Genomic DNA, 12,565 nt, shown 5'->3' on the forward strand with positions numbered 1-12,565 from the left:
CTCGATCCAGCTTCGGTTCCGCCGAAACCTAGACCGACGAGTGGACCGACACAGCCTGCATAAAAGGAGACGGGAGGAGCCTGGCGTACCGCCGGACACAGGCTTTCGGAGTATCCCGGTGACGGACCACATCCGCAAGTATTAGATGGCCATGCGCCCGTAGCGGTGTGTAGCCGATCGGACAGCTTGCCGGAGCAACGACATGGAATGGAGACTGCCAGCCTTATGAGGCTAGGGGGAACCATGCTCCACGAACGCTCTTCCGATTTGGCCGTCGCTGCCAAGATCGACGTATCCATCGAAGAATTGCCGGCCGCGCCGGGGCCCGGCTTCGACAGCAATGCCAGGATAGCGATCGTTCATGACTGGTGCCCGAATTTCCGGGGAGGGGAAAGGGTTCTTGCGCAAATCTGCAAGCAGTTCCCCAACGCCGAAGTCTTCACGCTTTTCGATTTCCTGCCACAAGAGGTGAAGGAGCAATATTTCCACGACGTGGAATTCCATACGTCTGCGGCCAACCGGATCCCGATGGTCCATAAATTCTATCGATCCCTCTTCTTTTTCTGTCCCTTTCTGATCGAGCAATTCGACGTGACGGGCTACGACGCGGTGATCTCGTCGTCGGCCGCCTTCTCGCGCGGCGTCATCACCAGGCCGGACCAGCCGCATCTGTGTTATGTGCACAGTCCCGTCCGCTACGCCTGGGATGAACAATTTTCCTATCTTCAGCAGGGACGGCTTGGTTTCGGCCCCAAGGGAATGCTCTATCGCTACATGCTCCATCGCCTGAGGACATGGGATACGAGAACCGCGCACGGTCCGGACCTGATGCTGGCGAACTCGAATTATGTCCGCTCCCGTATCCAGCACATTTACGGGCGCCAGGCGCGCGTCGTTTTCCCCCCGGTCACACTGGGCGAATTGCCTTGTGTGGAGGATAAGGACGATTACTACGTTTCAGCGTCCTTCCTCGCCCCCTACAAGCGCACCGACCTTGTCATCCGGGCCTTCAACGAAATGCCGTCGCGGCGACTGGTCATCGTTGGCGAAGGGCAGCAATCAGCCTGCTTGCGGGCGCTTGCCGGTCCCAACGTCACCTTCTCGGGCTACCTGCCCCGGAAAGACTATGTGGACACCCTGGCGCGGGCGAAGGCGATGGTGTTTGCGGGCTGCGAGGATTTCGGCATAGCGCTGGCCGAGGCACAGGCCTGCGGGACGCCGCTGGTCGCCTTCGGTCGCGGCGGCGCCGTCGACATCGTACAGCGGCTAGGATCATCCTCCGAGCCGACAGGAGTGCTGTTCAAGGCTCAAACGGTCGATCACCTCAAGCAGGCAGTGGAACGGTTCGAAGAGAATAGCCATGCCATTGCGCCGCGCGCTTGCGCCAGAAATGCAGGACGTTTTTCAGAAGAGAACTTCGACCGCGCGATCCTGGAATCGCTAGACGCCGTCCAGGCACTTCACGAGATCATGTGAATTCGGGAGCCCTGACGATCTTCGTTTCCGTATCGACGCCGTCTGCGGCCGCCATCGCCTGGAGATAACGCAGGCCCGTCGCCCTCCAGCTGTATTCCGCGGCTCTCGCCTTTCCCTTGCCCATCATCTGAGCGCGCAGGGCCTGAGAAGTGCGAAGCTGCACGAAACTGTCGAACCATGCGTCCTGGTCGTCTGGGGATGCAAACAGCGCTGCATTGCCGCAGACTTCAGGCAGGCTGGCGCGGTCTGAAACCACGACAGGACAGCCGACGGCCATCGCCTCGAGGGCTGGGAGACCGAAGCCCTCCGTGAGCGAGGGGAAAGCCAGGCATAGCGAGTCCCCGAGGAGGGCCGCCAACTCGCCATCCGAAATGCGGCCGAGCCAGTGGATGTTTCGCGCTTCGGTCCTGGCGGATCCTGACCTAAAGACGCGCGAATCCGACATGCCGACAATCGCGATTCTGAGTCCGGCTTCGCCAAGACGATCAGCCATGTTCAGGAGGAGATCCAGATTCTTGTGAGGTGCGGCACTGCCGATCAGGACAACGGTTTCCCGCGAGGCCGCCAGCCGCGTCTGTGCTGAGTGTTCAGGCTCCCACCGCAAGGCATGCTCATGGCCGTTCGGCGCCACGAAAGCCCGCTCTGCCGGGATGACGTCGCGGCGAACCAGTTCATCCAAGGAGTAGTTGGAAACGGTCGAAATACCGCACGCCGTCTTGCCGAGGGCGGGCAACAGATTCCTGTAAAGAAGTCTGAAGGCAAATGAATAGCTCTGCGGGGCATTCCAGACGTTTGCATCATGGACGCAGACGATATGCTTGCGGGAAAGCAGCGGCCCTGTGTTGCAGAGGCTGAGCAGTCCGCTGCCATCGAGGGATGAGGGGAGCTGCACCTGTTCCCAGGCATGCCCGTTCATGCCGCCGATCTCCCGACGCTCGATGCAAGCCAGGGGGAAGTCTCCGGACCCTGGAGGGTGGAGCAGTGCAAGCTCGAGGCCGCGGGTCAGCGGGTTCTGCTCGGCCAACAAGGTGTCGAGCGCGCGCACGACCTCGCGCGCGTAACGCTGAACGCCTGTCGTCGGCTGCGAAAGAAACCGCCCATTGATCGTCCAACGTCGCGCCATGTCGTCCCCCTTGGAACTTTCAGTGTGGAACCGTCAAGACGCCAGGTCACCATGGCCATCGGGTCATTCGGCTAAGTGGCAATCATCCGGATTGGCGACGTCGGACAGCGTACCTACCTCGAACGTTTAAGGGCCTTGGTGTTCCTGGGAATGCTAGTCTGCCTAGGGTGCCGGAAGGTCGGGGAAGCTGGACATGGCCAAGCTCGGGTTCGATACGAGGCAGTCGCCGCAACCAAGATCGGCCTGGCCGGCGAACAGACACCGTGCCGACACGCCCTTGGCCAGATCCGCTGTCGCCGGCGCCGACTTCCTGATCGGCCATCCCGCTGCGGTGTGCGCGGACCGGGAAGCGCCGAGACGGCGCTGGACGATAAATGGAGACTTCACGACGCTTCGGCCAACCGGTGTGGCCCGTTACGCCCGCGAGGTCACCTTGGCTCTCGACGCCCTCATTTCAGAAGGGCATCCGCTCGGTCGGGACCTGGAGATTGATCTCGTGGTGCCGCGTCCGCTTTCGGAACCTTTGCGCCTCGATGCCATCCCCGTCCGGGTCGTTCCTGAATTCAGCAGGCCGCGACTGCCGCAATTTTGGGTGCAGGCGCAGTTGCCCTGGCATGTGCCTGGAGGATTGCTGAGCTTCTGCAATCTCGCTCCCGTCGCGCTGAGGCGCCAGATCGCGTGTATCCATGACATGCACACAAGGCTCATGCCGTCGAGCTACGCGCGAGGATTCCGCTGGGCGCACCGCTTGATCCTGCCGGCACTTGGCAGGCAGGCCGCCCGCATCACCACCGTCTCGCAACTCTCGCGCAGCCATCTGATCAAGTTCGGAATCGCGCCAGAAGAAAACATCGTCGTCACCTACAACGGCAGCGACCATGCGAACAGGTGGGATGCGGCGAGATCAACTCTGGCCGTCGACCGGAGCAGGCCGTATGTCCTGTGCTTGGGGAGGCGGGACCAGGAATATAAGAACATGGGGCTTCTCGCCAAGCTGGCCCCACACCTCGACGCGATGGGTCTTGATCTGTGGATGCCAGGCGATGTCGACGAGGCCACGCTCCTGAGGTACATCCCGCAAATGCCCGGAAACATCGTCCTTCCTGGCCGCATAGGGGACGACGACTTCAAGAAGGCGCTCGAAGGCGCCCTGTGCTTCCTGTTCCCGTCACGGATCGAGGGCTTCGGGCTGCCGGCGGTCGAGGCGATGGCTTCGGGCTGCCCGGTCGTGGCCTCGACCTCGCCATGTCTTCCCGAAATCTGCGGGGATTCGGCCCTCTATGCCGATCCCGACGACGTCCAGTCATGGGCCGAAGCCATCCGCCTGTTGATGCTCGCCCCAGACTTGCGGCAACGTTTGGTTACCAAGGGGAACGCCAGGGCGAGCAGTTATTCCTGGCGGTGGATAGCGTGGAAATACCTCGAACTCATGATTCAGGTCGACGCCGATTTCGGGGAGTTCGGCAGTTGAGTCGCGGCAAGATTGCGGATTGATCTCAAGGTGAGCGCGATGAACGAACGGACCCTGCCCTCGGGTCTACACGCCGCGGGCGGACGGGCACACGGCAATACGTTTGTCTTCGACAACTCGCTGTCTATCCTGAACCGGACCGGCGCCTACCACATTGCCAAGGACCTGATCCGGGAATTCGTTCCTGGCTGGGCGGGAGTCCGGTACTGGCGGCTGGGTTCTTTCGCTCCTGAAGGTCTTGTACGCAAGATAGTCGCCCGGCTGATGATGCTGGAAATCAACTGGCTCGGAGATAGCGAAGCGTTCCTGATCCGTGACAGGGTCGGCGCATCCGGCTTCCGGCTATTTCTGGATCCGCTGTACGTCCTTAGGTCAAGCCTGACGGAGAACGATATCGTCCTATGCCACGATGTCGGCCCGCTGACGCACAGCGACCTTTATGACGAACGGACTTGTTCAAATTACCGCCTGGCCTACGAAAAGATCCGGTGCGTGAGGCCCGGCGTCGTTTTCGTCAGCAATTTTTCGGCGAGCCACTTCGAGCTGCTTTTCGGGTCCGATTTCCGGTTCCTGAAGACAATCCCCCTTTACCTGCGCACCGAACTGTTCGATGGCCCCGCGGAGGCAGTCCCAAACGCAAGCGGTCCGTTCTTTCTTACCGTCGGCGCGTTCGAAACCCGCAAGAACCAGATCGCCGCCTTGAGGGCGTATCGGGACGGCGAATTCCATCGCCAAGGCTTCGGATATATCCTGTGTGGATCGCGCGGTGCCGGCCATGCAGAGATCGCGGAACTTGCGGCGACCGTGCCTGGCGTGAGGCTCATGGGGTACGTTCCCGACGCGCAGCTGCGTTGGCTCTATGCAAATGCCGAGGCATTTGTCCTGCCAAGCCTTCTCGAAGGTTTCGGGATGCCGGCACTGGAGGCCGCCTATATGGGCCTGCTGCCGATAGTGTCCAGGGGCAGTGCCCTTGTCGAGGCTGTCGGAGGCGTGTGCCTGCAGGTATCACCCCACCATCCCGCCGCGATTGCAGACGCCATGGGCAATGCGCTTTTGCGAAGTCCTGCAGAGAAAGCGCCAACAGGCCGCTTGCTGCGCGACACGGCGGCCGCCGCGACCAAAGAGCGGTTCTTGCAACAATGGAAGGATTTGCTGATTACGGGGGGCTAGAACTGACGCGATCTGAGTGTTTGGACAGCGCCGACAATCATGCCGCAACTGCATCGCGGAAAGTTCGTCCGGCATTCACAATTTCGTCCGACAGTGGGTGGCGGGTCACGAAAACTCCAGCCAGCCAGCCGGCCGCTGCAAGGCCGCCAGCGAAGATCGCCTGTCCCACGGAGAGGTCGAAGCGGAGCCCGCCAGCAATGATCGTGGCCAACGGGCCGAGCATGGTCAAAGCGGCAACGATGCTGCTCTTTCGGACAGCGACAACTATTTCGTTCCACCCCACCGAGAGTCTGCGACGTACGAAACCCAAGGACACAAAGGCCTGGAAGGGCACAATGACCATCAGGCTCAAAGCAGCTCCCATTGGTCCGCCAAGCAAGACCGCGGCTGTCATGATGACTGCGGAAACAGGAATGACGATCAATGACCGTACGAACATGTCCTTGATCGAACCCATCGCCGTCATCACGGGATTGTTCAGTTCGAAGCTAAAGGTGAAAAGCGACGCCACGGCAATGACTTGCACCAGCGGTGCGACTTGCCTCCATTGGTGGCCGAGCAGGATGTCCACGGTAGGATATGATAGAACGGCGAGGGCCAGAAGTGCTGGCCAGTGAAGTCCGGTGACGATTTCGAGGGCATGCAGATAGGATCGTTTCAAGTCGCCGCCCTGCCTGGCCGAGACAGCAAAAGCGGGAAGGACGACTGACATGGCTCCGCCAAGGATCAGTTTGTCAGGTGTCTGGCACACAGTCAGACCGCGGCTGAAGAGCGCCGCCGCATGTGGCGACACGACACGGCCCAGCAGTAGCACGGGCAAGGCTTCGTAAGCCCTGTAGAGGAAAACCATCGCGCCATTGTAGCCACCAAAAGCTGCTATTGCGCGCCATTGTTTAAACGTCGGCTTGAACATCCAGAAATCTGGACGGAGCGAAAGCGCCAACAGGGCAGTGACCGCACTGCTCGCCAACCAGGCCCAGGCAAAGCTCATATAGCTGAACCCCGCCAGCGCGAGTGCGATGGTCGCCAATCCGCCCGTCACCGCCCCGGCAATGTTGATCACGGCAACTTTTCCAAAAGCCATTTCGCGGCGCATCAGCGTGATGACTTGGATGGAAACCAACTCGACGAAGAGACACGCGGACACCAGTCGAAGGTAGGGGACAAGTTTTTCTTCATGGAAAGAGGACGCCAATGCCGGAGCGGCTGTGATCAAAAAGGCGGCAATTGCCGCCGTGAGCGCGAGCATCAAGCTGAAAGTTGCGCGAATGTCCTCCCTGCTCAGAACAGGACGCTGGATCATGAAGCTTGAGCTGGCGAATTCCCGCGCCGACAGTGCGATGCCGAGGATTGCCAAACAGATTACCGAAATCCCGATTTCCTCGGGGGTTAGGATGCGGGAAACAGCCGCGATGGTGGCAAAGTTGAAGGCGATCACGATGTAGCGATCACCCGTGCTCAGCAGAAGTGCGCGTTTGACGCTCATGATGGTCCTGAATGCCGGCTAAGAGTGCACAAATGCCGACGATGACGTCTGGGCGGATCCGCCGTTCTCAAGGCAGCAGAACATAGGCCCGCTGTACGAAGTAGAAGCCAAAAGGAGGTAGGTCCTTCCAACATTTGGTTGAGACGGATGACGCCAAAACTCTTTCTCCGATTGCCCGATAGCAGTCGTTGTAATGGAGCCGCCGTTCTGCGCGGCGGGCGAAAGGCTAAGTAATCCCATTCGAAAGAGGTAGTCGGGTGAGGCCGGTCCCCCAATATTGTCAAATTGTTGCGGTCCCTGAGGAGGGTAAAGTTGCAGCCTGATGAAAATCGGGGCACTGACATGTTGAAATGCGCATTGATCGGGGCGGCTTGCTTGCTCGCCACGGTCTCGGCATCCGCCGGCGATCTTGTGTGGGGTGCTAACGGCCACCCGATCACAGCCTATCCAGGCATCGCGATCGAGCGCCAGTTCGACTACCTGGAAGACCTGGGGATGAAGTCCTACCGCGTGAACATCGCCGACGTCTCGTCGGCGGAGCGCCTTGCGGAACTCGTGGCCGAGGGCAAGAAGCACGGAATCGAGGTGTTGCCTGTCATTACACCCGGCAACATCGACTTGGATAAAGACGGAATCGAAGAGCTCTACGGCAAGGCACGCTCGCTTGCGGTCGCATTCGGGTCTCGGTTCAAGGACGATATCCCTGCCTGGGAATTGGGCAACGAGATGGAGAATTACGCCATCATCAAGCCCTGCGAGAGGCGTGACGATGGCTCCACCTATCCCTGCGAATGGGGTCCGGCCGGCGGGACTGGAGTACTAGACTACTTCGGGCCGCGCTGGGCCAAGGTCAGCGCCGTGCTGAAGGGACTGTCCGATGGCATGAGCGAAGTCGCCCCAGGCAGCCGCAAGGCCATCGGTACTGCAGGGTGGGGCCACACTGGGGCATTCGAACGAATGAAGCAGGACGGCATCCATTGGGACATCTCGGTCTGGCATATGTACGGACAGGATCCAGAGCCTGCCTTCAAGGTGCTCGCCAACTACGGCAAGCCGATCTGGGTCACCGAATTCAACAACCCTTACGGCAGCCAACGGAGCGAACGACAGCAAGCCGAAGGGCTGGTGCAGGCGATGATTCGGCTGCGCGAGCTGCAGGCCAAGTACAAGGTGGAAGCCGCCCACATCTACGAGCTTTTGGATGAAACTTATTGGGCGCCCGATTTCGAAGCATCGATGGGCCTGATTCGTCTTGTCGGCGCCGCTGAACGTGGCTGGAGTCCGGCAGGACCCAAAGCCGCTTACATCGCGGTCAGGGACTTAATCCGCGGCCCGCGGTCGCAGCCAAGGCCGCAGCGCGATTGCGATCTGGCGGACGCCGACAAAATCGTGATCGTTACGATGCGCCAGGCGAGTTTTGCACATTGCCTGATATTGGGCCGCAAGGCGAGCGATGAAGACGTCGAACGGTGGTCTGCGGCCCTGGACGAGAGCTTGGCCGATGTGCCCAAAATGATGATCGACCTCATGCATTCGCGAGAATTCAGGAGAAAGTACTCCATCATCGGCCTGAGCGACCGTGCCTATGTCGTCTTCCTTTACCGCCTGCTCATGAATAGGGACGGCGACGGGTACGGGCTGGACATTTACTCCAAACAGCTAAGGGAAGGATCGATGTCGCGGGATACCATTGCCCGCGGCATGATGACCTCCAGCGAGTTCACCGACAAGTATTCCGCCCATCTTGGCGCGAACGCGAAGACGGGTCCTGGCGCCGGCGCGGCGAACTAACCGACAACTCAGATGGAGGTCTGAACCACATCATGGATATACGCTTCTGTGGCTTCGCTTTGTGCCTGCTGGCCGCGATGACCTTCGGCGGCCAGGCATGCGAAATAGCGGCAGCGGCCCATGCCGAAAGACCGTTCCCTCTCCGCGTACAAGCTGGCAAGCGATATCTGCAAGACGCGTCTGGTTGTGCCTTTCTGATGAACGGCGACACAGCCTGGTCGTTGCTCGGCGATTTGAACAACGAGGAAGCAGATGTGTATCTTCGTGACCGACGCGCTCGCGGATTCAACACGGTGCTGATCAACCTCATCGAGCATCGTTTTGCCCGCAACGCTCCGGCCAACGCCTACGGGGACCGCCCTTTCCTTCACGATGGCGACTTCAGCGCGCCCAACGAAGCCTATTTCAGGCACGCTGACTGGGTCTTGCGCAGGGCACGCGATCTCGGTTTCGTGGTGCTGCTTGCCCCTGCCTATCTCGGCTACGGAGGCGGGGACCAAGGCTGGTACAAGGAAATGGCCGCCAGCGGGGAAACAACGCTTCGGGCTTACGGTCGATTCGTCGGACAGCGCTACGGCAGCCTCGGAAACATCGTTTGGGTGGAAGGCGGCGACTACAATTTGCCGAACAAGGGCTTGGTCAGGGCTGTCGCCGAAGGAATCTCGGAAACCGACCCGGATGCCCTGCAAACTGCGCACAACGGGCCCGAAACGGCGGCTGTGGACTACTGGCGCAAGGAACCCTGGCTGTCCATAAACAATGTCTACACCTACCAGCCCGTCCACGCGGCGGCCCTGGTCCAGTACGCCATGAGCGAGATGCCCTATTTCCTAATGGAGAGTGCCTACGAAAATGAATTCGGCGCAGACGCCCATCGCGTAAGGGTGCAGGCCTACCAGGCGATACTTTCTGGTGCTACTGGGCACATGTTCGGCAACAACCCGATATGGCACTTTGGCGGACCCGGCCTCTGGCCAGCCGAAACAAACTGGGAGAAGGCGCTCGACAGCCCAGGGGCGAGGAGCATGCAAACCCTTAACGAATTCTTTTCGTCGATCACCTGGTGGCAGCTCGAACCTGATACGGGGAACGATTTCCTTATCGCCGGACGAGGCAACTATAAGGCCCGGACAATGTCCGCGCGGACACCTGATGGGGTGCTCGCAATCCTCTACCTCCCCAACGGGAGGGGCATTACCCTTGACCTCGCACAGCTAGCGGGGCCGCTGGTTTGGGCTCTGTGGGTCGATCCTTCCACGGGAAGGAGCAAGGCAGTTCCTGGGTCACCGTTTTCGGCGGATGTCAGCTATTTCGCCCCGCCAACGGGCGATCATGCGGATTGGATATTGGAACTTCAATCGCACCCGGTACAAAGCCAATGACGGTCGAGATTGGCGCCGCAGTCAAGTTGGACAGCCTCGCAAGCGCCAACTCAATCAAGGCGGCATCTCACGATCCAAGCGAGCATCCAACTGTCCTGCGTAGGGCGCCTCAAACGATGGTCTTGCTCGGGCTATTCGGCAGCGGCAATCTCGGCAATGATGGGTCGCTCGAGGCCATGATCGGGTTTCTGAGAAGAGAGAGGCCCGAGGCGGAACTTTTGTGCGTCTGCGGTGAGCCTGGCGTCGTCAAACACACATTCGGGATCGAGACTTTGCCAATTCGCAGGAATGGCCCGGCGCGCGGCCTGTCCGGAACGATCAACAGGTTATTCCTGAAGATACCCGGAAAACTCACCGATTTCGCGCGCACGTACTGGCACGTCCGCAAGGCCGACGTGATGATTTTCCCGGGCACCGGAATCCTGGACGATTTCGGCGAAAGGCCGGCGGGAATGCCTTACGACATCCTGAAATGGTGCTTTGCGGCCCGGCTGGCTGGGACGCGCATTGCCTTTGTCAGCATCGGGGCAGGACCGATCAGGAACCGACTGAGCCGCCTTTTGATGATGTCGGCGGCCCGATTGAGCCATTACCGGTCCTACCGAGACCTCCTATCCAAAGAATTTATGGAAAGTGTCGGCTTCGACACCCGTGCAGACGCGATCTATCCGGACCTCGCCTTCGGCCTGCCGGCGCCGACACTGTCTCATCGCGGTCGGCCCGAGGCGCTGAGGGTGGGTATAGGCGTCATGGCCTATCGCGGCTGGTACGGTTTTGCCGAAGGCGGCCAGTCAATCTTTTTCCAGTACATCGACAAACTGGCAAATTTTGTCGTCCATCTCTTGGACTGTGGGCACGACGTCCGGCTTCTTACAGGTGACGACGAAGACCGCATCGCCATCGCTGCGCTCCAGGCGGCAGTGAAGCACATCAGGCCCGAAGCAAAACTGGCATATGAGCGGGTCAATTCGCTGAGCGACGTCATGGGGCAGATGGCGCTGACCGACATCGTGGTCGCAACGCGCTTTCATAATATCGTTTGTGCATTGAAGATGTGCAGGCCGACCATTTCACTGAGTTATGCCAGGAAGAACGACGTGCTGATGGAAGAAATGGGCCTGGGCGGGTTCTGCCAGCATATCGAAACGTTCAATGTCGAAATGCTGGTCGCACAGTTTTCGCAGCTGAGGGCAGCTAGGGAAAAACACGAACAGGCAATCAGTGAGCGGCTAGCCACGTTGCGGAAACAGATCCGTCGGCAGGAGGCGCGCCTGCTCTTTAGCACGATCGCTTGATACGCAACACGCGGTGCTTGGGCGATACGGCTTTTACACAACAGGACCAAGACGCTCCGTCGCGCTTGGATGCGCACTCTCGACGATCAATCGGGATTTCTGGACAACCTAGATTGGTGTCATGCGCTTGTCCCTCGTGGCGCGCCACTGGCAATCGCTAACCGGCATTCATCCGAAAGTTGCGGAGCAGGGGTAGAGGCTACACCCATCGTCTGAAGGTCAACATCGACGCCAAGATGCTAGCCTGCTGTCGGCCCGGCTCGTGCGAGCCGCAATCGTTTCGATGGAGATGACGCTGAAGAAGTCCAGGAGGACACACGCGACCTGGCAAATCCTCATTCATTGGAGATTCTGATTGATGGCTAGCGTTGACATTGTCATCCCCTGTTTCAACTACGCGCATTTCCTGCCGCAATGCGTTCAAAGCGTTCTCATCCAGGGAGTCGAGGATGTTAGGATCGTCATCATCGACAACGCTTCCACTGATAACAGTGTCGAGGTGGCACATCGGCTGGCGGCGCGCGACGGTAGGGTCGAGGTCATTTGCCATCAGGCAAATCTAGGCTCGCACGCCTCATTCAACGAGGGCGTGGATTTGGCGCGCGCCGATTATTTCATGATCCTTTGTGCCGATGATTTGCTCGTCCCCGGTGCCCTTCGCCTTGGGGTAGCGCTCCTCGACCGTTTTCCAGAGGTGTCGTTTGTTTTGGGCAAGCACATGGCACCCTGGGTAGGCAACGACATTCCTGCCCTAGGTGCACACGCCGACGGCTGGACCCTGACGGATGGGGACCGGTTGATCGAGATGTGCTGCCGGAAGATGAAATTCAACCTGACTGCCCACGCAATGCTTGTGCGGACATCCGTGCAGAAAGTAGTGGGCCACTATCGGCCGACCGTCCCGCTGCTCGACGATCTGGAAATGGCGCTGCGCTTGGCCCGCCGCGGACGCGTTGCGGAGCTATCCGTGCCACTGGCGATAATTCGTGAACATACGGCCAATATCTCTCAAGTTATGTGGCAGGACGCACGCCGCAGATTGCAGGAGTATGAAACTGTGTTGGACAGCTTCTTTGCTCACGAAGGTAGCACCATGCCCAACGCACCAACGCTTTGTCGCGCAGTCCGTCGCAATTTGGCTGCGGCCGCCTACTGGTCAGCGATATCGCATCTGATACGGGGCAGGCGCACAGCGGGCGTGGATCTTTTCAAGTTCGGCAGAAGTCTTGATCCGGCCACCATGCTTTTACCGCCGATCCGTCACCTGTTCAGGACCGACGGCTCCCTCAAACGTGCGAGACAGGTCATTCTAGAGGTTCTTGGGGGTACACGCCCTTAGCCGCTTTGCAAAGAATTCAACATTGAAGGGGC

The 12,565-nt window shown here is 59.6% G+C and carries 9 protein-coding genes; 7 read left to right on the forward strand and 2 right to left on the reverse strand.

Features of this window, described 5'->3' with window-relative positions:
* Nucleotides 1-243: 243 nt before the first annotated feature.
* Nucleotides 244-1,476, forward strand: a complete 1,233-nt coding sequence (locus LB559_RS30240; protein ID WP_024505416.1) for a glycosyltransferase — start codon at nt 244-246, stop codon at nt 1,474-1,476.
* On the opposite strand, the gene LB559_RS30245 is transcribed toward LB559_RS30240, so the two are convergent.
* On the reverse strand, nt 1,469-2,599 hold the full coding sequence (locus LB559_RS30245; protein WP_024505415.1) for a glycosyltransferase family 4 protein: 1,131 nt from the start codon (nt 2,597-2,599) through the stop codon (nt 1,469-1,471). The genes LB559_RS30240 and LB559_RS30245 overlap by 8 nt on opposite strands.
* 193 nt (nt 2,600-2,792) lie before the next feature.
* Here LB559_RS30245 and LB559_RS30250 point away from each other — a divergent pair, with 193 nt between their 5' ends.
* The gene (locus LB559_RS30250; RefSeq protein WP_224675687.1) at nt 2,793-4,070 is read left to right on the forward strand and encodes a glycosyltransferase family 4 protein; all 1,278 of its coding nucleotides are present in this window, start codon (nt 2,793-2,795) and stop codon (nt 4,068-4,070) included.
* A gap of 39 nt (nt 4,071-4,109) precedes the next feature.
* Nucleotides 4,110-5,240 carry a glycosyltransferase gene (locus LB559_RS30255; RefSeq protein WP_224675688.1) on the forward strand — a complete coding sequence of 377 codons (1,131 nt, stop codon included), beginning with the start codon at nt 4,110-4,112 and terminating at the stop codon, nt 5,238-5,240.
* A 37-nt stretch (nt 5,241-5,277) separates the two neighbouring features.
* Here the strand turns inward: LB559_RS30255 and LB559_RS30260 are convergent, their stop codons facing one another.
* Nucleotides 5,278-6,726, reverse strand: a complete 1,449-nt coding sequence (locus LB559_RS30260) for an oligosaccharide flippase family protein (protein ID WP_224675689.1) — start codon at nt 6,724-6,726, stop codon at nt 5,278-5,280.
* Between the two features lie 312 nt (nt 6,727-7,038).
* Here LB559_RS30260 and LB559_RS30265 point away from each other — a divergent pair, with 312 nt between their 5' ends.
* From LB559_RS30265 to LB559_RS30280, 4 genes are all read left to right on the forward strand, one after another.
* A complete protein-coding gene (locus LB559_RS30265) occupies nt 7,039-8,517 on the forward strand; it encodes a DUF4214 domain-containing protein (RefSeq protein WP_224675690.1) in 1,479 nt (492 codons plus the stop codon).
* 32 nt (nt 8,518-8,549) lie between these two features.
* Nucleotides 8,550-9,899: a DUF4038 domain-containing protein gene (locus LB559_RS30270; RefSeq protein ID WP_224675691.1), complete on the forward strand. Its 1,350-nt coding sequence runs from the start codon at nt 8,550-8,552 to the stop codon at nt 9,897-9,899.
* The gene (locus LB559_RS30275; protein WP_224675692.1) at nt 9,896-11,194 is read left to right on the forward strand and encodes a polysaccharide pyruvyl transferase family protein; all 1,299 of its coding nucleotides are present in this window, start codon (nt 9,896-9,898) and stop codon (nt 11,192-11,194) included. Before LB559_RS30270 ends, LB559_RS30275 begins: the two co-directional genes overlap by 4 nt.
* A 358-nt stretch (nt 11,195-11,552) precedes the next feature.
* The gene (locus tag LB559_RS30280; protein ID WP_224675693.1) at nt 11,553-12,533 is read left to right on the forward strand and encodes a glycosyltransferase family 2 protein; all 981 of its coding nucleotides are present in this window, start codon (nt 11,553-11,555) and stop codon (nt 12,531-12,533) included.
* Nucleotides 12,534-12,565: the final 32 nt, after the last annotated feature.

This window comes from Mesorhizobium sp. BR1-1-3 (assembly GCF_020165455.1).
GTDB lineage: Bacteria > Pseudomonadota > Alphaproteobacteria > Rhizobiales > Rhizobiaceae > Mesorhizobium > Mesorhizobium ciceri.

Excerpts from the sequence above, each read along its gene's own strand:
- LB559_RS30240 (WP_024505416.1), top strand. The coding sequence starts at position 244 with ATGCTCCACGAACGCTCTTCCGATTTGGCCGTCGCTGCCAAGATCGAC.
- LB559_RS30245 (WP_024505415.1), bottom strand. The coding sequence starts at position 2,599 with ATGGCGCGACGTTGGACGATCAATGGGCGGTTTCTTTCGCAGCCGACG.
- LB559_RS30250 (WP_224675687.1), top strand. The coding sequence starts at position 2,793 with ATGGCCAAGCTCGGGTTCGATACGAGGCAGTCGCCGCAACCAAGATCG.
- LB559_RS30255 (WP_224675688.1), top strand. The coding sequence starts at position 4,110 with ATGAACGAACGGACCCTGCCCTCGGGTCTACACGCCGCGGGCGGACGG.
- LB559_RS30260 (WP_224675689.1), bottom strand. The coding sequence starts at position 6,726 with ATGAGCGTCAAACGCGCACTTCTGCTGAGCACGGGTGATCGCTACATC.
- LB559_RS30270 (WP_224675691.1), top strand. The coding sequence starts at position 8,550 with ATGGATATACGCTTCTGTGGCTTCGCTTTGTGCCTGCTGGCCGCGATG.
- LB559_RS30275 (WP_224675692.1), top strand. The coding sequence starts at position 9,896 with ATGACGGTCGAGATTGGCGCCGCAGTCAAGTTGGACAGCCTCGCAAGC.
- LB559_RS30280 (WP_224675693.1), top strand. The coding sequence starts at position 11,553 with ATGGCTAGCGTTGACATTGTCATCCCCTGTTTCAACTACGCGCATTTC.